Here is a 21,143-nt window from a genome sequence, read left to right as displayed (position 1 = left end):
TTTTTATTTATAACGTGTCCAATTCATAAATTCAACATATTTTCCTTTCTTTTCAAGCACTAACATATTTGATTCTATTTTCTTCAACTTATAAATAGAATTATTTATGGTATCTTTTCTTTTGATATACAATATAGAGTCATTAACATTTACATACCAATTTCCAGAATAAATTTTACTATTATCGGAACCGTGATATGTATAACTTCCATCTGCACTAAACAAATGAAATCTATTATTATAAACTGATTGATGTGTGTCAAAATTCCATTTACCAACTATTTTCTTTTCTATGAAATTTCTCTCATTAATGTATTTTATTTTATTTTTTTCATTCTCATTTTCTGTTGGAATAATAAAATGAAGTAACACATAAACAAATATAATAAATGGAAAAATTAGCATTTTATACCATTTAAATTTCATGATTTATTAATTAGATGTTAACTTTTCAATAATCTTTTTTATTGGTAAAATTTCTTTAGTATTTTCGATACTTGGTCCAGCAACCCAAACCGTTTTATACGTAACTTCTGTAGCCGCTTTTTCCGTTGCTTTCATTCCAATATAAAAACGGAACATTTTAACCCACTTTTTAAGTTTTTTGTTCTTGTTTAAAATGCGTTCGATCCAAGGTTGTTTGGTTCCCACTTTTTGAACATAAGGCGTATTAATAACAGTACAAGGAGTTCCCGAAATACGTTCTGTCATCACTATATCTTTAGCACCATAATCTACACAAGCTTGCTTATATTCTTGAGAAACTCCAGATTCAATAGATGCAATAAATGGACTTCCAACAGAAACACCAATAGCTCCATAACTTAACATTTTATCTACATCAGCTTTAGTGGAAACACCGCCAGCCGAAATTACTGGAATACTCGTATTTTCATTTAATAGTTTAATTAAAGACTCTGGATCTATATCTCCACGATGACCTCCTGCCTGATTATTAACGGCAATAATAGCATCGGCTCCTAAACTTTCCACTTTTTTAGCATAAGCTAAATCGGTCACATCACACAACACTTTAACTCCAGCCTTATGTGCTTCTTTTATAGTTTCTTCTGGACTTCCTAATGAAGTAACAATAAAATCTACTTGTGCATCGCACAACATACGAAGCTGTTCTTTATATTTTACGTTCGATTTATTCACAATTAAATTAAAACCAAAACTTCCACCGTCAACTTTTGCAGCTTTTAATTCATTTATAGCAACTTGTAGCTCTTCTAAAGTTCTATAGTTTAAAGCTGGAATACATCCTGCAATTCCATGTTTCATGCCTTCAATAACCATTTTGGTATTAGATACTAAAAACATGGGCGCCATTAAAATGGGATGTTTTATTTGCAATAATTCTTGTAAAGATGATTTTGACATAATTTCAATTTTATTCAAATATACTAAAATTTATTATGCATGCATATAATTTTTTGCAAGCATAAAAAAATCCGATTTCTCGGATCTTAAATTATTTTTTCTTTTTAGTTGCAGTTTTTACAGTTGGTTTTTGAGCTTCAAATTTATCTGTAGCACTATTATATTTATAATTATTGTCTTGAGTTTTTGTTTTAAGAGCTACTGAACCATCAGTATTTAAAACAAATTCATAACCTTCTCCTCTCTTCTTTTCTACTTCGTGTGAGGCAGATTTATTATTGTCTAAAAATACCGTTTCTTTTATATAAATTGATTTTTGTGTATTACCTAAAAGCAACGTTTTTGTCGTTGGATTCCAAATTTGATTTTCAGTTATATCTGCTACTTCTTTTTTTAATTTAGTTTCAGTTGTGACTTGTTCTTTCCAAGAAAGTAAATAAAGCTTTGAACCTGAAGCCGTAAATGATTTTAGAACAAAATCTGTTGGTTTTAAATTAGCATCTTCAGTTACTTTAACAACTAGAGTGTCTGTAGAAGTTTCATTTTTTACAAATACTAATAACTTTTTTCCTTTCCCTACAGGAACAATTTCAGCAGATAAATGATCAACTTTAGCTAAAATTTCATTTTTTGGCTTTGTTGTTTTAGTAGTTTTTTTCTTTTGAGCATTAGCATTTAGAGCTAGTAACGATAAGAACGTTACCATAAGAATTTTTTTCATGAATATATTTTTTGGTGTTTCAATATACTCATTTTTTTAATTCATAAAACAAAAAAACCGAATCGTGATGATTCGGTTTTTTTTATGTAACTAATTATTCTAAAACTTATTTTACTTCTTCGAAATCTACATCCTGAGTTTGATCTCCAGAATTAGCATTTCCTTGAGGTTCTGCTTGTTGAGCACCACCTTCAGCTTGTGCTTTGTACATTTCTTCTGAAGCATTTTTCCAAGCTTCATTGATTTTATCTAAAGCTGGTTGAATGGTATCAACATCTTTAGTTTCATAAGCTTTTTTCAATTCTTCTAAAGCTCCGTTTAATGCTGTTTTGTTTCCTTCAGATAATTTATCACCAAACTCATTTAATTGTTTTTCAGTTTGGAAAATCATGCTGTCAGCTTCATTTAATTTATCCACTTTTTCTTTCGCTTTTTTATCAGCATCAGCATTCATTTCAGCTTCTTTCTTCATTTTTTCGATTTCTTCTGGCGTTAATCCCGAAGAAGCTTCAATACGAATATCGTGTGATTTTCCTGTTCCTTTATCAGTAGCAGAAACTTTGATAATACCATTTGCATCAATATCGAATGTTACTTCAATTTGAGGTACACCTCTTTGTGCAGGTGGAATTCCGTCTAAATGGAAACGTCCAATAGTCTTATTATCCGTTGCCATAGGTCTTTCACCTTGTAACACGTGAATTTCTACCGATGGTTGATTATCTGCAGCTGTAGAGAATACTTGCGATTTCTTAGTAGGAATTGTAGTATTCGCTTCAATTAATTTGGTCATTACGCCACCCATAGTTTCAATACCTAATGAAAGTGGTGTAACATCTAATAATAATACGTCTTTTACATCTCCAGTTAATACACCACCTTGGATAGCAGCACCAATTGCCACAACCTCATCTGGGTTAACACCTTTTGAAGGTTTTTTACCAAAGAATTTTTCTACTTCTTCTTGAATAACAGGAATACGTGTAGAACCACCTACTAAGATTACCTCATCGATATCTGATGTTGATAAACCAGCATCTTTTAATGCTTTAGCAACAGGATCCATTGAACGTTTTACTAAATCGTGTGCTAATTGCTCAAATTTAGCTCTTGTTAATGTTTGCACTAAGTGTTTTGGTCCTGATGCAGTAGCTGTAACGTAAGGTAAATTAATCTCCGTTTGAGATGAAGATGATAATTCAATTTTCGCTTTTTCAGCAGCTTCTTTTAAACGTTGCAAAGCCATTGGGTCTTTACGTAAATCTACTCCTTCAGCAGCATTGAATTCATTTGCTAACCAATCGATAATTACTTGGTCAAAATCATCACCACCTAAATGTGTATCACCATTAGTTGATAATACTTCGAAAACTCCGTCTCCTAATTCTAAGATAGAGATATCAAATGTACCACCACCTAAATCGTATACTGCAATTTTTTTGTCTTGTCCAGCTTTATCTAAACCATACGCTAATGCAGCAGCAGTAGGCTCATTAATAATACGCATAACTTCTAAACCTGCAATTTGTCCAGCTTCTTTAGTTGCTTGACGTTGCGCATCATTAAAATATGCTGGAACAGTAATAACAGCTTGAGTTACTGTTGTTCCTAAATAATCTTCAGCTGTTTTCTTCATTTTTTGAAGTGTCATTGCTGATAATTCTTGTGGCGTATATAAACGTCCGTCGATATCTACACGTGGCGTGTCGTTATCTCCTTTCACTACTTTGTACGCTACAGTAGATGCTTCTTTTGCACTTTCTGAGTATTTGTTACCCATAAAACGTTTAATAGATGCAATAGTCTTAGTAGGGTTTGTTACAGCTTGTCTTTTTGCTGCATCTCCTACTTTAATTTCTCCACCTTCAACAAATGCAATTACTGATGGTGTTGTTCTTCTTCCCTCTGCATTGGCAATTACTACTGGTTCCCCACCTTCCATAACTGCTACACATGAGTTGGTTGTTCCTAAGTCGATTCCAATAATTTTACTCATAATATTTTCTCCTTTTTGATTCTTTTTGATAGCTCCTCTACGAGTGAACTGTGCTAAGCACGCTTTCTATTAGTCAAGGATTGTGCCAAGAGAAAAAAACATACATTTTGCTTTTTTTTGTCATAATTTGACTTTTAAAATATGACAACATGACACATTAATGTCAAAATTGATAGTAATTTATGACTTAATAAACCTTATCTTTGCCAAAAAAGTACTATGCAGTTTACAGATTTAGCCTTACATAGAAGTATATTAGAAGCTATTAAAGAAAAAGGATATGAAACTCCTACTGAAATTCAGCAACAAGCCATTCCTGAAATTTTAAAAGGAAATGATATTGTGGGCTGTGCTCAAACTGGTACTGGTAAAACTGCGGCATTTGCTATTCCTATTTTAGATATTATTCATCCTATTGTAGGTTCTGCTAAAAAAAGAAAGTTTATTCGTTCGGTAGTTGTAACACCTACTCGCGAATTAGCAATGCAAATTCAAGAAAATTTTGACGAATATGGTAAATATTTAAACACAAGAACATTAGTTTTATATGGTGGAGTAAACCAAAATCCACAAGTTGATGCTTTAAAAGAAGGTGTTGATATTGTAATTACTACACCGGGACGTTTTCTTGATTTATATAAACAAGGATTTATCAGTTTAGATCAAATGCATCATTTAGTGCTTGACGAAGCCGATTTAATGCTAGATATGGGCTTTATTAATGATGTGAAAAAAATTGCCAAATTAGCTCCCGAAAACAGACAAACACTTTTATTTTCAGCTACTATGCCATTTGAAATTCGTGTGTTAGCTGATTCCTTCTTAAAAAACCCGAAATACGTTATTGTTGATCCGGTTACGAGTACTTCAAGCAACATTAAACAATCGGTTTATTTTGTGGAAAAGGAAGATAAGAAAAAATTGTTGGCTCATATTATTACCGAAGATAATATTGAACAAGCTATTGTTTTTGTTCGTACCAAACATGGCGCTGACAATGTTGTGAAATCATTGGCGAAACAAAATATAACCGCAGTTGCCATTCATGGTGACAAATCGCAATCGGCTCGTATAAAAGCTTTGGAACAATTTAAAAACAAAAACGTCAAATTTTTAATTGCTACCGATATTGCAGCGCGTGGTATTGATATTGAGCAGTTGCCAATAGTTATCAATTATGATTTGCCTAATGTTCCTGAAACGTATATTCACCGAATTGGAAGAACTGGTAGAGCACAAAACGATGGTAAATCGATTTCTTTTTGCGGAAAAGATGAGAAAACATATTGGCAAGATATTTTAAAATTAACACAAGCTAAAATTAAAGAAGTTAGCAATCATCCGTTTCCTTGGAAAGATAATCAGTCTCAAAATTCAAGTTCAAACGAGAATGCTCCCAAAAAGGATTTTAGAAATAAAAACAAATCGCAATCTAAGAATTCAAGTTCTAAAAATTCTAATTCAAGAAAGTCGGATAGTTCAAAGAAAAACAAAAAACGTTGGTACTAAATCTTTACTAATTTATGTTTCGCATAGCATCAATTAATTTTCTATACATTTTACTATTCGTAATTGTAATTTTATTAAATCTCAATTCTTTTTATTGGGCAGATGACTATGCTATTTTAAACGAATTAAAAGAATTTGGAGTTTTCAAAAGATGTCTTAATGGCTATTTAACTTGGGATGGGCGTTATTTAACGCCTGCTAGTTTTATACAAGGTTATTTATTAAATTATTTACCTATTAATAACCTTAATTTGGACTTGTTTATTTTTAGCAAGTGGTTTTCTACTAGTTAAAATTTTAGAGAACGAAAACTTAATGTTTTTTAAAGAAAAGTCGCATAAATTATTATTCTATCTATTTGTAATTCTTGCTTTTTGGTTTTCTTCAAGTAAGCATTTATCTCAAACCGTTTTTTGGGCTACTGGAGGAGTTTATACTTTTAATTTATTTATTGGAACATTATGGCTTTATTTATTTAGTATTAAAAATAAAAGCAAACAGAATTTAATTTTCTTGGTCTTAATTTCGGTTTTAACAGCTTTAACAACTCAAAACCTAATTTTAGCTTTACTCTTTTTTTTAATTATAAAATCATTTAGTAAAGAAGGCTTATTTATTAACACATTACTATTCATTATCTTATTATCAGGTTTATTGTTTTTAAATTTTGCACCTGGAAACAAACTAAGAGTCAATGAGATTGATAGCAATTTAATCGATAACATCAATGGTATTACATTGTTCAAAAATTTAGCATTGGTAACTTTTCAATACTTAAAGCATTCTATCTTTCTATTCCTAACATTACTAATTGTAATAGCATTTTTTAATAAAAACATTAATTTAAAGCAATACTTTTTTCTTCCTAAGAACAAAAAACAATTTATTACACTATTACAGCAAAACATCTATTTAATCGTAGCGATAAGTACAATAATTCCTTTTATATTAATACCTAGTTTAGCATCAGTAAGGACTTCAATATATTTTGTTTTCTTTTTTATCTTATATTTTTTTAAAATATTAAGTGATTCAAACATTGAAATTTTTAATAATCGTAATGTAATAAAACACTTAAGTTTTGTTCTAATTTTAATGGTTTTCTATAGCTATAACTTTATACTTGGTTTTCAATTAAAAAATAAACTGTTCTATAGAGCAACTGTTCTAAAAGAGGCAACAGAAAAAACTGTCACTATAAAGCTAATTGACAAAAATGAAATGCCAACTTTATTCCGTTTTAGAGAAATTAAAGATCAAAATGACTGGGTTTTATCTGAAATACGAAAACATTTTAATTGTAAAGAAATTTTAATAGAAAAATAATTTTTTTTAAGACTACATTACAATAAATATATTTTTGTTAAAAATCTATACTTTATTTTATATATTTTCCATTTGACTATCTTTGCATCGAAAACTATTTTTGACTAAATTATGGAGTGTATTTCTGTATTTGATATGCTTAAAATTGGGGTTGGCCCATCTAGTTCACACACTTTAGGCCCATGGCGTGCTGCTGAACGTTTTTTAAAAGAATTAAGAAAAGAAAAAAGCATAGACCTCATCAACAGAATACAAGTCGATTTGTATGGTTCACTTTCTCTTACAGGTAAAGGTCACGCTACCGATTTAGCTGTAATGCTAGGTTTAAGTGGCGCTGATCCCGAATATATTCCTGTAGAAAGTATAGATGTAATTATTTCTGCTATCAAGAATAAACACGAAATTTTCTTGGGCAACGAAATCATTATTCCTTTTAATCCAGAAACTGACATTATTTTCAATAGAAATTTTCTTCCATTTCATGCAAATGGACTAACTTTCACCGCTTTTTTTGAAAACGATTCTTATTCACTCACATATTACTCAATTGGTGGTGGATTTGTAGTTACTGAAGACGAAAATAATAGAAATGAAGAGATAAAATGTGCATTTCCTTATCCAATAGATAAAGCAAGTGAACTTTTAACTTATTGCGAGCAAGAAAATAAAAGTATTTCTGAAATAGTTTTTGCCAATGAATGTTCGATGCGTTCTGAAGAATTTGTTCACAGCGAATTAATGCGCATTTGGGACACCATGTTAGAATGTATGTACATTGGTTGCCACACAGAAGGAATTTTACCTGGCGGACTAAATGTAAGACGACGAGCTTATGACATGCATAAGAACTTAATTGGCGTTTTACCTTATGACAATCCCTATTCTTGGTTACAAATTATTCGTCAAACAGAAGTTAAGTTCCGTCAAATATTAAAATGGGTATCTTGTTTTGCTTTATCAGTTAACGAAGTTAATGCTTCTCTCGGTAGAGTTGTTACTGCTCCTACAAATGGAAGTGCTGGTGTTATTCCTGCGGTTTTAATGTATTATATGGTAATTGAAAATCATGAAGCCAATGAAAAACAAATAAAAAAATTCCTAATGGTTGCTGGCGAAATTGGTTCTATTTTCAAAAAAGGAGCTACAATTTCAGCTGCAATGGGTGGATGCCAAGCAGAAATTGGTGTTTCTAGTGCCATGGCTGCCGCTGCATTATGCGAAGTAATGGGTGGAACTCCAGAACAGGTTTTAATGGCTGCTGAAATTGCAATGGAACATCATTTAGGCTTAACTTGTGACCCAATTGGTGGCTTAGTTCAAGTACCGTGTATTGAGCGAAATACTATGGGTGCTATTAAAGCAATTAATGCCGCGGAATTAGCTTTAGAAACAGATGCTAAAAATGCAAAAGTACCTTTAGACAAAGTTGTAAACACTATGTGGGAAACTGCAAAAGATATGAATTCTAAATATAAAGAAACTTCAGAAGGTGGATTAGCTGTTGGTGTAAACTTGACCGATTGTTAATGTTTCGTAGAAATAAGGATAGAATTTATTATTTTGGTATAACGCTTCTAATTATTGCCTTGGGTATTCTTTCTAGAAAAATTGAAGGTATTCCTCTTTTTGTAGGTGACATTTTATATGCTGTAATGACTTATTTTGGCTTGAAAGCTCTATTTTTGGCTTCGCCCAAATGGACATTGCTTTTCAGTCTCTTATTTTGTTTTACTATCGAAATATCACAAACTATCCAATGGGAATGGTTAACCACTATTCGAAGAACTACTTTAGGCCATTATATTTTGGGTGAAGGTTTCCTATGGTCCGATTTAGTTTGTTATACTCTTGGAATTAGTTGCGCTTATTTTATTGATACTAAATTCTAGGTTAATGTTAATTTTTCATTAAAATAATCCAATCCCATTCTTCTGGATTACCCACACCAACACTTGGAGTATATAAAAATACTTTAACTGTAGCATCAGGATTTTCTGCTAAATATTCTCTAACTTTTACCAAACCCTGAACTGATGACCACATCACATTATAATCATAGACTGTATTATTAGAATTAAAAACGTTTTCAAATCCTGCAGATGGTACAATATAATCGGTTGTTTCTACATAATCAAATTGGTTTGCCGATAAAAAATTTTGTGGATAATTAATTTGACCTAAACCATTCCAAACAATTGTTCCATCAAAAACCACTTCGTTTAATTCATTATAAATTAAAGTCAGGTTGCCAAAATCACTCGGCGGAGTATAAACTTTACTTATTGTCATTTCCTGAGAAGCAAGTTGAAATATCAATTCTTTTCCTCCTTCAAATGTGTTTGTTGTATAATCTACTTTTAATACTAACACCGAATTTGAGGCGAGTAACCACGTATTTTCTTCTTTGGAACACGATTGAAATAGAAAAAAACAAGAAACCAAAAGTGTAATTTTTAACTTCATTCTTTTAATTTTAAAATTTAATAATTCTACCTCTAAGATTCTTTTTATGTAAAAAGGTTGCTTTACTTAGTAATCTTTTTTCTTCTTGTATCTATAATATGAACAATTTTCCATTCGCCATTTGGTTCCAAAACCATTGTAAAAGAGTTGACACCAATGTGACTTAATTTATCATTTACATAAAACTCATAGGGAGTCCAAACATGTGCCATATTTCCATCTATTTGAACTTTGTAATCAATTATTTTTTCAAGTACTTTAACTTCTGCTGGAATTGAAGCAATTGATTTATAAAATTCTGAAACTACTTCTGTTTTTAGTCTTGAATTTTCATTTGCGTTTGTTACTGTTTGAAGTACCATATTAGCATGACAAACTTTTTGTAGTGCAATTGAATCTTTAGAATGGAAACCAAAGAAAAAATCATCTACAACTTGTTTTGGTTCAGAATTTTGACTTAAAATTAAGTTCGAAACTAAAACAGCGATAAAAACAATAACTTTTTGCATAATCGATTTTTATTTAATTAGTAACTGTATCAGTAAAAATGTTACAATTCCAGCAATATAACCTGCAACTGCTAGTGGCGTAATATTTTTTAAATACCAACAAAATGTAATTTTTTCTTTGTCCATTATAGCAATACCAGCTGCTGAACCAATGATTAACATACTTCCTCCCGTACCAGCGCATAAAGCTATAAATTCCCATAATTGATTATCCATAGGGAATTCGCTAAGTGAAAACATTCCTTGAGTAGCTGCAACTAAACTTCCGTTATCTACAATAGATGATAAAACGCCAATTGCAATTACCATTGAGTTATTGTTTGGTAAATGTTGTTCTAAAAATAAGGCTAATTTGGAAAGTATATGAACTTCTTGTAATGCAAAAACCATTAACAATATTCCCATAAAATATAAAATGGAACTTACATCAACCTTAGTTAAGGCATAAGTAACTGAATATTTTTCTTTTTCTTCTTGCGTCTTGTTTCTGTGATAAATAATGGATACTAATGAAACTAAACTTAACGATACTAAAACCCCAATAAAAGGCGGCATTCCTGTAAGCGATTTTATAATTGGTACCAAAAGTAAACCTAAAACACCCGCAATAAATATACTAACACTACCACGCATTTTCTCTTCTATTTTTACCTGAGCCATAGACATTTGTACTCGTAAAACGGCAAAACCTTTCATTCTTAAACTCGCAATTACAATAGGAACTAGAATCGTAACTAAAGCCGGAATAAATAATTTAAAAACAATATTTGAAGCGCTAACTTGTCCACCAATCCAAAGTAATGTTGTTGTAACGTCACCAATTGGACTAAAAGCTCCACCTGCATTTGCAGCTATAACCACTACTCCAGCTAAAATCATTCTAATATTACTTTTTGGCATTAACTTTCTAAGTAATGTTACCATGATAATAGCTGTTGCTAAATTATCTAACAACGCCGACATAAAGAAAGTTACCAAACCTACAATCCATAATAATTTATAAACTGATTTTGTTCTAATTCTACTAGTAATTACCGTAAAACCTTTATGCAAATCAATTAGTTCTACTATAGTCATTGCACCAAGTAAAAAAATCAGTAAACCCGAAATTTCACCAAAATACTCAACCAGTTTAGTAGCTATTTCATGCTGATCATTTTGAAAAATGGCAATTGTAATCCAACACAAAGATCCAGTTAATAAAGCCGAAATAGTTTTGTTTATCTTAAGAGGAGATTCTAAAATTACTGCGCAATAACCTAATATAGCTATTGCTAAAAGTATTGGTATCATCGGGGAAAGTTTTAAGTAAATTTAAAACAAAAACAAATTACTTCTTCATTTTTCCTTAAAAGAATTAATCTTTTATAAATTTGTGTTTCTAAATATTTTAAGAAATGTCAGTAGCTAAAAAAGATTATAAAAGAATTACCACTAAAACATTAATAGAAATGAAAGAAAATGGAGAAAAAATCTCCATGTTAACTGCTTACGATTACACTATGGCAAAGATTGTAGACGCTGCTGGTGTAGATGTAATTTTAGTAGGTGATTCTGCAAGTAACGTAATGGCTGGTCATGAAACAACTCTACCTATCACTTTAGACCAAATGATTTATCATGCTGCTTCAGTTGTAAGAGCTGCAGAAAGAGCTTTAGTTGTTGTCGATTTGCCTTTCGGAACTTATCAATCTGACCCTAAAGAAGCACTACGTTCTGCTATTAGAATAATGAAAGAAAGTGGCGGACATGCAGTAAAACTTGAAGGAGGAAGTGAAATTAAAGAAAGTATTAAAAGAATATTACATGCTGGAATTCCTGTAATGGGTCATTTAGGATTAACACCGCAATCTATTTATAAATTTGGTACCTACACTGTGCGTGCAAAAGAAGATGCAGAAGCTGAAAAACTTATTGAAGATGCTAAAATGCTTGAAAAAGTGGGTTGTTTTTCAGTTGTTTTAGAAAAAATACCTGCTAAACTAGCTAAAAGAGTTGCTGAAAGTATCAGTATTCCAGTAATTGGAATTGGTGCTGGTAATGGTGTTGACGGACAAGTTTTAGTAGTTCATGATATGATTGGTATGACACATGAGTTTCATCCGCGCTTTTTACGTCGTTATATGAATTTATATGAAGACATGAGTAATGCTATTGGTCAATATGTGGATGATGTGAAATCTCAAGATTTCCCTAACGATAATGAACAATATTAATCAAGATATCTAGATAATTAGAATGTTAGATTAAAGACATTGAACATTTATGCATAATTTTAAAGAATTGGAAATTTGGAAAAGGAGTCGTCTATTTTGTTCTTCAATTTATGACATTACTACTCAATTTCCTGAATCAGAAAAATTCGGTTTAACCAATCAATTAAGAAGAGCTTCTGTTTCGATCCCATCTAATATTGCTGAAGGTTCATCAAGAAATTCAAATAAAGAATTTGGACGATTTTTAGAAATAGCTATTGGTTCCTGTTATGAAATCGAAACACAGCTATTAATTTCTTTAGATTTAAAATTTATTTCTTCAAATAATATCGAAGATTTACTAGTTGAATTAAACGAAATTATTAAAATGATTGTTCGATTCAAATCAATTCTAAAAATCTGAAATCTGAAAGTCTAAAATCCAAATGAAAATACTTTCTAACAAAGACAACTTACAAGTACTACATGAAGATAACCATATTATTGTGGTTAATAAACGTGTTGGTGATATTGTTCAAGGTGATAAAACAGGAGATAAACCTCTATCTGATATTGTAAAAGAATACATTAAAGAAAAATATAATAAACCCGGAGAAGTATTTTTAGGTGTTGTTCATAGATTAGACCGACCAACATCGGGAATTGTAGTTTTTGCCAGAACATCAAAAGCATTAACTAGATTAAATGAAACTTTTAAAAATAGAGAAACTCAAAAAACATATTGGGCGATAGTAAAAAATCAACCGCCTAAAGATGTAGATACTTTAATTCATTTTCTTACACGAAACCCTAAAAACAATACTTCAAAAGCACATTCAAAAGAAGTAAAAGATAGTAAAAAAGCAAGTTTAAGTTATTCTATTATTCAAAAATTAAATAACTATTTTGCTTTAGAAATCGATTTACATACTGGAAGACATCATCAAATACGTTGTCAGTTAGCTGCCATTGGCTGTCCAATTAAAGGAGATTTAAAATATGGTTTCGACAGAAGTAATCCCGATGGAGGAATTCATTTACATGCACGTAAATTAATTATTACTCATCCTACAACAAAAGAAACTTTAACCTTTGTGGCACCAACACCAAATGATGTTATCTGGAAATCAATAAACTAAAATTATAACTATGAGAAAAATTGTCGATCAAAAATTACAAAAAGGTTACACTTTAGATTTAGGTAAATTAATAGAAGAAAGCTTCGAATATTTTAAAAAAACATTCTTAATTGGAGGTTTAGCTTTCATGATTATTGGAGTTGCAATTGTCATTTGTTACGCTACTTTATTTGGAATAATTTTTGGTTTTGGAAATTTTGTAGATTCCATAACGCAATTAGGGTTAAACGCATCTAAACCGTCTTATGTTATTGGAAATGTAGTTTTAACTACAATTTTTAGTGCAATAATGGCTCCTTTAACAGCCGGATTTATTAACCTTAATCATTTAGCACGAAACAATAAAGAAATCAATGTAAGCAATGTTTTTGAGTTTTTTAAAAGCATTTATTTCAGAGATATTTTTACCGCTTATTTAATCATTGGTTTTACTAATTCTGTTGTTAGTGCCATCTCATTATTAAACCCACAAAACATAGCACTTAGTTTATTAACTTCAGTATTTAGTGGTGTTGTAGCTTTATTTACAATTTTTGTAATTCCTTTAATTATTTACGGAGAACAAAATTTTAGCAGCGCCATTTCAAAAAGTATATCATTATTCTTAAAACAACCGTTATATATAATATTAGCTTTAATTATTGCAGTTATTGGTTGCTTTTTAGGTTTTATTACTTTGTGTATCGGAATATTTTTTACTTTTCCTTATTTATACAGCATGCATTACACTATTTACGAGCAAGCAATTGGATTTGAAGATAAATCTGAAATCGAAGAAATAGGTTTAGAATAAAACACAACAACTATGAAAAAAAGTCTTTTATTATTAAGTAGCGTAATAACTTTTGTTAGTTATTCGCAAGATCATTTCAGCGGAATTAATACTTCTAAAAGAGTTGGAATTTTAAACAGTACGGTAAACCCTGCTGAGTTAATTAACATGACAAATACTTATGAAATAAGTATATTTAATGTAAGTACAATTGTCTCAAATAATAAGATAACTTTTCAAGAAATAATGAAAGGAGAAAACATTGACGATAAATTTTTCTCTGGAAATGAGCCTGCAAATATGAGGTTAGATGCGGTTATATATGGACCTGCTTTTGCAATGAAATATAAAAAATGGGCTTTTGGTTTAAATTCAACAGCTTACGTTAAAGCAAACGCAATTGATGTTGATGTAAATTTTGGAAAAGCTTTAACTAATAGTTTTGTTGGAGTAGATCATATTAACACTCATTATAACCAAAGAATGAATGCTGCCTCTTGGGGAGAAATAGGGTTATCGGCCTCTAGAAATTTATTCGATAACAATACGCATAAATTTAGTGCAGGTGCAACATTTAAATTATTATTTCCTGGATCATTCATGAATTTAGGTGTTTCTAATTTAGAAGGAGATGTTACCAATGTATTGGGAAATGTTAATTTAACGAATGCTACAGCTCAAGTTAATATTGCTTATTCTGGAAGTTTAGCAAACAATTATAATGATGCTTCAAACTACAGTAAATTCTTTGCTGGTGGACTTAATGGTGTAGGCGCAGATATTGGTGTAAATTACCAATGGAAACAAAAACGTTACGATGAAGAAGTAAACGAGAATGCTTCTCCTACAACAGATTATAAATTAAATCTTGGACTTTCAGTTAGAAATATTGGAACCATGACATTTAAAGATAATAACAATGTTTCTACAAACTATAATTTAAATATTGATGCTTCACAAGGAGAATCTTTAAATTTAAATCAATTTGATGGTTCAGAAAGTATTACAGATATCGAACAAGTTTTATTAGATAGCGGCTATTTAACAAAAACTGATGGTCAAAAAGATTTTAGAATTAAATTACCAACAGTTATAAATATTTATGCTGATTATCAATTGGCAAGTAAATGGTATGTTTCTGCATACATACAACAAAAATTAAATGACGATTCTGAAAACGATTTTACAACGATTCAAAATGTACTTACTTTAACTCCTAGATTTTCTGGTAAACATTATGAAATCTATGTTCCGTTTACTAAAAACGAAGTATCTGATTTTACGACAGGTTTTGGATTTAGATTAGGCGGATTCTATATGGGTTCTGGTTCTATTGTTACGGCTTTAATTAATGATTCTACTCAAGCCGACTTTTATCTTGGTTTTAGAGTCGGAATTTAATACATTAGTAAATATTAAATTTTTAAATTATGAAATGGCAAGGTAGAAGACAAAGTGATAATGTTGAAGATCGAAGAGGAATGTCAACAGGAGGCAAAGCAATCGTCGGCGGTGGAGCTCTCGGAATTATAATATTATTATTACAATTATTTGGTGGAGAAACTGGACAAAATTTGGCTCCCGTTTTAGAACAATTTAATCAAGGTCAACAAACCGAGCAGGTTCAAGAAAGAGAACTTACAGCTGAAGAAAAATCAATGGGCGAATTTGCCGCAACGGTTTTAGCAGATACAGAAGACATTTGGACCAAAATATTTCAAGAAAATAATTTAGGTGTTTACGAGAAACCTAAAATGGTTTTATTTTCTGGAAGTGTAGAAACTGCTTGTGGTGGCGCTAGTTCTGCTTCAGGTCCGTTCTACTGCCCTGCTGATAAAAAAGTGTACATGGATTTAACTTTCTTCGAAGAATTAAAAAATAGATTTGGAGCAAAAGGTGGCGATTTTGCAATTGCTTATGTAATTGCACATGAAGTAGGTCACCATGTACAAACTCTTTTAGGAACCTCAGCAAAAGTGAGACAACTTCAACAAGGCAAATCTGAAGCAGATGCTAATAAACTTAGCGTTTGTTTAGAATTACAAGCGGATTTTTATGGAGGTTTATTTGCACATTACAACAACAAATATTTAGAAGAAGGTGATATTGAAGAAGCATTAAGTGCCGCACACGCTGTGGGTGACGACGCTATTCAAAGTAAAATGCAAGGTCATGTTGTTCCCGACTCTTTTACTCATGGTTCATCAGAACAAAGGATGAAATGGTTCATGAAAGGTTACAAAACTGGCGATATTAGAAACCACGATACCTTTTCTGAAGAGCTATAATTAGCAATATTAAAAATTAAAACGATTTAGATTTTGAATTGTATAATTTTTAATTCCTTTTTTTAAAATAATCATAAATCGATTCAAAACGATTTTATATAAAGTGGATTCAATGTAAATTTGAGTTCACTTTTTTATTTTTAAAATGCGCGTAGGAATTGAAGCCATACAGTTTGATGTACCAAAAATATTTTTACCTATAAAAGATTTAGCAACGGCTCGAAATATAGAACCTGCTAAACTTGAAAAAGGTTTAGGTTTACTTAATATGAGTTTTTTAGATGTACATCAAGACGTTATAACTTTAGCGGCTAATGCTGTTTATAAACTTATTCAACAAGAAAATATACAACTAGAAGAAATTGCAAGAATTTATGTTGGAACCGAAAGCGGATTAGACAATTCTAAACCCATTGCTTCTTATTTAGTTTCTATTTTAGAAACAGAATTTGGTAACGGAAAACTTCGAAATTGCGATGTTGTAGACATGACTTTTGCTTGTATTGGCGGAGTTGATGCTTTTCATAATTGTTTAGATTTTATCCGATTAAACCCAAATAAAAAAGCAATTGTAGTTACTACTGATAACGCAAAATACGATTTAAATTCGACTGGGGAATATACTCAAGGAGCTGGTGCTATTGCCATGCTATTGAGTTCAAATCCTAAAGTAATGACAATAGATCAAACAGTTGGTGTTTCAACTGAAGGTGTTTTCGATTTCTTTAAACCAAAACAAACTATTTCAAAAGAATTAATTACTGCTGGTAAAGATAATCCAGAATGGTTTGGAATTTTAGAATCAGAAATATCAATTGTTAAAGAACAACCCGTTTTTGATGGTCAATATTCAAACGAATGTTACATAAATAGAATTAAAGAAGCTTACCAACATTTTAAAGTTGAAAGTAATCAGCAAAAAAATCTTTCAAATGAATGGGAATTAATTCTAATGCATTTACCTTATTGTTACCAAGGAAGAAGAACTTTTATCGAAATTTTCACAGAAGAAAACCCTGATTTATTAGATCAACAAGAAGGCGAAAATCTAAAAGAAAAAACACGAGCTTTAAGTAAATCTCCAGAATACTTAGAATTTGTTACCAAAAAATTATATCCAGCAGAAGTTGCATCTGGAAACATTGGAAACATTTATACTGGTTCCATTTTCCTAGGATTATTATCTGCTCTTTATTTTGCCTTAAAAAACGATAGAAATATAGCACAGCATAAAGTTGGTTTTATTGCTTACGGAAGTGGATCAAAATCAAAAGTATTTGAAGGAACTGTTCAAGAGGATTGGAAAAAAACAATTGAAAAAACAGATCTTTTCAATATTCTTGAAAATCGTGTAGCCATTGATTTTGAAACTTATGAAAAGCTACATAAAAAAGAACTTAAAAATTCTATAATAGAACCTGAAAATGAGTTTGTATTAGATTTTATAGAAAATACAACTGCTACACTTTTAGGAGCACGATATTACAAAAGAAAATAGTTTTCTGTTTTGTACATTTTGGTTAGAAAAAAGCTGGTTTAAAAAACCAGCTTTTTTTTTATGATAACCATCCATCTCTATCTAAACTTCTATATTGAATAGCTTCTGCAATATGATGTGATTGTATTGCATCAGAAAATTCTAAATCGGCAATAGTTCTCGAAACTTTTAAAATTCTATCGTATGCTCGCGCCGATAAATTTAATCGTTCCATCGCATTTTTAAGTAAACTTAAAGAATCATCATTCAAAGCACAAAACTGTCTAATGTGTTTACTCGTCATTTGAGCGTTATAATTAATGTTTTGGAAACTTTCAAAACGTTTTGTTTGTAAAGCTCTGGCATGAGTTACTCTTTTTCTAATCTCTATACTCGATTCGGCTGTTCCTTTATCACTTAACTTCTCAAACGGAACTGGATTTACTTCAATATGAATATCAATTCTATCTAACAATGGTCCCGAAATTTTATTAAGATAGCGTTGCATTTCTAATGGAGAAGAACTCATTGGAGCATTAGGATCATTAAAATATCCACTCGGACTTGGGTTCATACTTGCAACTAACATAAACGAAGATGGATATGTAATTGTAAACTTGGCTCTAGAGATAGTAACTTCTCTATCTTCTAAAGGTTGACGCATAACTTCTAAAACTTCTCGTTTAAATTCGGGTAATTCATCCAAAAATAAAACACCATTATGCGCTAACGAAATTTCTCCTGGTTGTGGGTAACTTCCACCTCCAACAAGCGAAACAGAACTCGCTGTATGATGTGGACTTCTAAAAGGTCTGCCTCGCATTAAACCTACATCTTTTGTTTTTCCGGCTACTGAATGTATTTTAGTTGTTTCCAAAGCTTCTTTCATAGTCATAGGAGGCAATATACTCGGCATTCTTTTGGCTAACATAGTCTTCCCTGAACCAGGAGGACCAATTAAAATTATATTGTGCCCGCCAGCTGCCGCGATTTCCATACATCTTTTTATAGATTCTTGACTTTTAACCTCAGCAAAATCAAATTCTGGAAAATCTAGTACATCACCAAATTCTTTCTCAGTATCTAACTTTTCGGGTTGTAAAACAATTTTTTCTTCAAAAAAATCAATAATTTCGTTGAGTCTTGTAATTCCGTAAACGTCTAAACCTTCAACAATTGCGGCTTCTTTTACATTATCTTTTGGTAGAAATATACCTTTAAATCCTTCTTCTTGTGCTTTAATTGCAATCGATAAAGCTCCTTTTATAGGTTGCAAAGTTCCATCAAGCGATAATTCGCCCATAATAATATAATTGGCAAAATTGTCGGCTTTTATTTGTGAAGAAGCAATTAAAATTCCAATGGCAATAGTAGCGTCATACGCTGAACCTTCTTTGCGTAAATCGGCAGGAGCCATATTAATTGTAATTTTTTTTCCGGGAAGTTGGTAACCTATATTTTTGAGAGCTGCAGCAATTCGATAACTGCTTTCTTTAATCGCGGAATCTGGTAAACCTACCAAGTGGTAGCCAATTCCTTTATCACAATTTACTTCTACTGTAATAGTAGTAGCGTCAACACCGAAAACGGCGCTTCCAAATACTTTAACTAACATGGCGAATATATTTTAATTAATGGCTTATAATGGTACAAATATAGAAAAGTTTTTAATTCGTTGTATAAATTCTTAAATTTGCAGCAGTTATTTGATTTTTTGTCTAGTTCAGACAGCCCGAGATTATCTATCTCATTATTATCAGCCTAGCTGATGCCTTTTGGAAAATCCATTATGGTTTATTGTATTAATCGTCGTAATTCTATTGCGATACAAATTTTTATTTATGGTATTTACCCTTATTGATTCTACTGATGAAATGACCCACTTATATTCGGAAGAGAATATTATTAATTTCCTTTTTACTCATTTAGAACAGTATGGAGACGAAAAAAAAGACATCAAAAAGTGTATTGATTATGTTGTGAATCCAAACAAAGGAGGAAAAATTATCATTGGTACAGAAAATGAAAAAATTGTTGGGATTGTAATCCTTAATAAAACTGGCATGGATGGTTATATTCCTGAAAACATATTGGTTTACATTGCTGTCGATAATTCTCAAAGAGGAAAAGGATTTGGTAAAAAACTAATGCAAAAAGCAATTGAAAGTGTTGAAGGAAATATTGCTTTGCACGTTGAACCAGATAATCCTGCCAAAAAACTATATGAAAGCCTTGGCTTTACAAACAAGTATTTAGAAATGCGTTTAACTAAATAAGATGGCATTTATAACTTTACATAGAGAAAAACTTCGCCATAATTTCAATTTTTTAAATTCACTTTTTAGAGAACGTAATATTCATTGGGGAATTGTATCCAAATTACTTTGCGGAAACACTATCTATTTAAAAGAAATTATGGAACTCGGAATTATGGAAATTCATGATTCTAGAATTAGTAATTTAAAAAAGTTAAAAAAGATAAATCCCGAAGTACAAACCGTTTATATTAAACCGCCTTCGAAAAGAAATATTTCAAAAATAATAGCTTTTGCGGACGTAAGTTTCAATACCGAAATTTACACAATTAAAATGCTTTCTGAAGAAGCAAAAAAGCAAAATAAAACACACAAAATCGTTATTATGATTGAGATGGGCGATTTACGTGAAGGTGTGTTAGGTGAAGAATTAATCAATTTTTATAAAGAAGTATTTAGTTTACCAAATATTGAAATTAGCGGTATTGGAACCAATTTGAATTGTTTAAGTGGTGTGATGCCTACACAAGATAAATTAATTCAGTTGAGTTTATACAAACAATTAATTGAAGCTAAATTTAATGTTGAAATTCCATTTGTTTCTGGAGGAACTTCTGTAGCAATTCCTTTACTATTAAAAAATGCACGTCCTATGGCAGTAAATCATTTTAGAATTGGTGAAGCTTTGTTTTTTGGTAAAGATTTATTTACTGGAGAAACTATTGAAGGAATGCATAACGATGTTTTTAAGCTTTATGCTGAAATTATTGAAATTACTGAAAAACCTAACAATCCAACAGGCGAATTAGGTGAAAATGTTGCAGGAAATACTTATGAAATAAATGATGATACCGATTTAAGCGAAACTTCTTTACGTGCTATTTTAGATTTTGGTTTACTCGATATGCAACCTCAATATTTATCATCAACCGATGATTCTATTAATATTATAGATTCGAGTTCGGATATGACTGTTATTGATATTAGTAACTCAAAAAGTAATTATAAAGTGGGAGACTTAGTTTCTTTTAACTTACAATATATGGGTGCTTTATATCTTTTAAATTCAGATTATATTGAAAAGGTTTTTGAGTAAATTATTTTACA

General features: G+C 30.9%; 22 protein-coding genes. 14 read left to right on the top strand and 8 right to left on the bottom strand.

Annotation, left to right across the window (positions count from 1 at the left end):
- Positions 1–3 precede the first annotated feature (3 nt).
- The 4 genes from GCU34_RS03355 to dnaK all read right to left on the bottom strand — a co-directional run bounded on the left by GCU34_RS03355 (position 4) and on the right by dnaK (position 4,103).
- Complete coding sequence (locus GCU34_RS03355; RefSeq protein WP_072785982.1) at positions 4–426, bottom strand: hypothetical protein; 423 nt, start codon at positions 424–426, stop codon at positions 4–6.
- Between the two features lie 6 nt (positions 427–432).
- A complete protein-coding gene (locus GCU34_RS03350; protein WP_072785981.1) occupies positions 433–1,386 on the bottom strand; it encodes an NAD(P)H-dependent flavin oxidoreductase in 954 nt (317 codons plus the stop codon).
- A gap of 91 nt (positions 1,387–1,477) precedes the next feature.
- On the bottom strand, positions 1,478–2,107 hold the full coding sequence (locus GCU34_RS03345) for a hypothetical protein (RefSeq protein WP_072785979.1): 630 nt from the start codon (positions 2,105–2,107) through the stop codon (positions 1,478–1,480).
- A 106-nt stretch (positions 2,108–2,213) separates the two neighbouring features.
- A complete protein-coding gene (dnaK, locus tag GCU34_RS03340) occupies positions 2,214–4,103 on the bottom strand; it encodes a molecular chaperone DnaK (protein WP_072785977.1) in 1,890 nt (629 codons plus the stop codon).
- 219 nt (positions 4,104–4,322) lie between these two features.
- Between dnaK and GCU34_RS03335 the strand changes: the two genes are divergently transcribed.
- From GCU34_RS03335 to GCU34_RS03315, 5 genes are all read left to right on the top strand, one after another.
- Positions 4,323–5,612 (top strand): DEAD/DEAH box helicase, encoded by a 1,290-nt coding sequence (locus GCU34_RS03335; RefSeq protein ID WP_072785975.1) that lies wholly within the window; start codon positions 4,323–4,325, stop codon positions 5,610–5,612.
- 14 nt (positions 5,613–5,626) lie between these two features.
- Positions 5,627–5,905, top strand: coding sequence for a hypothetical protein (locus tag GCU34_RS03330; protein ID WP_072785973.1), 279 nt, complete (start codon positions 5,627–5,629; stop codon positions 5,903–5,905).
- A gap of 22 nt (positions 5,906–5,927) precedes the next feature.
- The gene (locus GCU34_RS03325) at positions 5,928–6,938 is read left to right on the top strand and encodes a DUF6056 family protein (protein WP_072785971.1); all 1,011 of its coding nucleotides are present in this window, start codon (positions 5,928–5,930) and stop codon (positions 6,936–6,938) included.
- A gap of 111 nt (positions 6,939–7,049) precedes the next feature.
- The gene (locus GCU34_RS03320) at positions 7,050–8,465 is read left to right on the top strand and encodes an L-serine ammonia-lyase (protein ID WP_178138368.1); all 1,416 of its coding nucleotides are present in this window, start codon (positions 7,050–7,052) and stop codon (positions 8,463–8,465) included.
- Positions 8,465–8,827 (top strand): ribosomal maturation YjgA family protein, encoded by a 363-nt coding sequence (locus tag GCU34_RS03315; protein WP_072785968.1) that lies wholly within the window; start codon positions 8,465–8,467, stop codon positions 8,825–8,827. Before GCU34_RS03320 ends, GCU34_RS03315 begins: the two co-directional genes overlap by 1 nt.
- A gap of 7 nt (positions 8,828–8,834) precedes the next feature.
- On the opposite strand, the gene GCU34_RS03310 is transcribed toward GCU34_RS03315, so the two are convergent.
- The 3 genes from GCU34_RS03310 to nhaD form a co-directional block, all read right to left on the bottom strand.
- Complete coding sequence (locus GCU34_RS03310) at positions 8,835–9,401, bottom strand: hypothetical protein (protein WP_072785966.1); 567 nt, start codon at positions 9,399–9,401, stop codon at positions 8,835–8,837.
- 62 nt (positions 9,402–9,463) lie between these two features.
- Positions 9,464–9,910 (bottom strand): Cif family virulence factor, encoded by a 447-nt coding sequence (locus tag GCU34_RS03305; RefSeq protein WP_072785964.1) that lies wholly within the window; start codon positions 9,908–9,910, stop codon positions 9,464–9,466.
- 9 nt (positions 9,911–9,919) lie between these two features.
- Complete coding sequence (gene nhaD, locus GCU34_RS03300) at positions 9,920–11,203, bottom strand: sodium:proton antiporter NhaD (protein WP_072785963.1); 1,284 nt, start codon at positions 11,201–11,203, stop codon at positions 9,920–9,922.
- 104 nt (positions 11,204–11,307) lie between these two features.
- On the opposite strand from nhaD, the gene panB reads away from it, so the two are divergent.
- The 7 genes from panB to GCU34_RS03265 all read left to right on the top strand — a co-directional run bounded on the left by panB (position 11,308) and on the right by GCU34_RS03265 (position 17,802).
- Positions 11,308–12,126 (top strand): 3-methyl-2-oxobutanoate hydroxymethyltransferase, encoded by an 819-nt coding sequence (gene panB / locus GCU34_RS03295; RefSeq protein ID WP_072785961.1) that lies wholly within the window; start codon positions 11,308–11,310, stop codon positions 12,124–12,126.
- A gap of 49 nt (positions 12,127–12,175) precedes the next feature.
- Positions 12,176–12,529, top strand: a complete 354-nt coding sequence (locus GCU34_RS03290) for a four helix bundle protein (protein WP_072785959.1) — start codon at positions 12,176–12,178, stop codon at positions 12,527–12,529.
- 22 nt (positions 12,530–12,551) lie between these two features.
- The gene (locus tag GCU34_RS03285; protein ID WP_072785957.1) at positions 12,552–13,244 is read left to right on the top strand and encodes an RluA family pseudouridine synthase; all 693 of its coding nucleotides are present in this window, start codon (positions 12,552–12,554) and stop codon (positions 13,242–13,244) included.
- 10 nt (positions 13,245–13,254) lie between these two features.
- Positions 13,255–14,037 (top strand): hypothetical protein, encoded by a 783-nt coding sequence (locus tag GCU34_RS03280; protein WP_072785955.1) that lies wholly within the window; start codon positions 13,255–13,257, stop codon positions 14,035–14,037.
- A 12-nt stretch (positions 14,038–14,049) separates the two neighbouring features.
- Entirely contained in the window at positions 14,050–15,417 is a 1,368-nt protein-coding gene (locus tag GCU34_RS03275; RefSeq protein WP_072785954.1) for a hypothetical protein, read from the top strand.
- 29 nt (positions 15,418–15,446) lie between these two features.
- On the top strand, positions 15,447–16,304 hold the full coding sequence (ypfJ, locus tag GCU34_RS03270; protein ID WP_072785952.1) for a KPN_02809 family neutral zinc metallopeptidase: 858 nt from the start codon (positions 15,447–15,449) through the stop codon (positions 16,302–16,304).
- Between the two features lie 145 nt (positions 16,305–16,449).
- The gene (locus GCU34_RS03265; protein WP_072785950.1) at positions 16,450–17,802 is read left to right on the top strand and encodes a hydroxymethylglutaryl-CoA synthase family protein; all 1,353 of its coding nucleotides are present in this window, start codon (positions 16,450–16,452) and stop codon (positions 17,800–17,802) included.
- A 58-nt stretch (positions 17,803–17,860) separates the two neighbouring features.
- On the opposite strand, the gene GCU34_RS03260 is transcribed toward GCU34_RS03265, so the two are convergent.
- Positions 17,861–19,396, bottom strand: coding sequence for a YifB family Mg chelatase-like AAA ATPase (locus tag GCU34_RS03260; RefSeq protein WP_072785949.1), 1,536 nt, complete (start codon positions 19,394–19,396; stop codon positions 17,861–17,863).
- Between the two features lie 226 nt (positions 19,397–19,622).
- Between GCU34_RS03260 and GCU34_RS03255 the strand changes: the two genes are divergently transcribed.
- The gene (locus GCU34_RS03255; RefSeq protein WP_072785947.1) at positions 19,623–20,057 is read left to right on the top strand and encodes a GNAT family N-acetyltransferase; all 435 of its coding nucleotides are present in this window, start codon (positions 19,623–19,625) and stop codon (positions 20,055–20,057) included.
- Position 20,058: 1 nt separating this feature from the next.
- On the top strand, positions 20,059–21,132 hold the full coding sequence (locus tag GCU34_RS03250; RefSeq protein ID WP_072785945.1) for an alanine/ornithine racemase family PLP-dependent enzyme: 1,074 nt from the start codon (positions 20,059–20,061) through the stop codon (positions 21,130–21,132).
- Positions 21,133–21,143: the final 11 nt, after the last annotated feature.

The organism is Flavobacterium haoranii, assembly GCF_009363055.1.
Classification (GTDB): Bacteria; Bacteroidota; Bacteroidia; order Flavobacteriales; family Flavobacteriaceae; genus Flavobacterium; species Flavobacterium haoranii.
The sequence above is the reverse complement of the archived record's forward strand: the minus strand, read 5'-3'. Positions and strand labels throughout refer to the sequence as shown.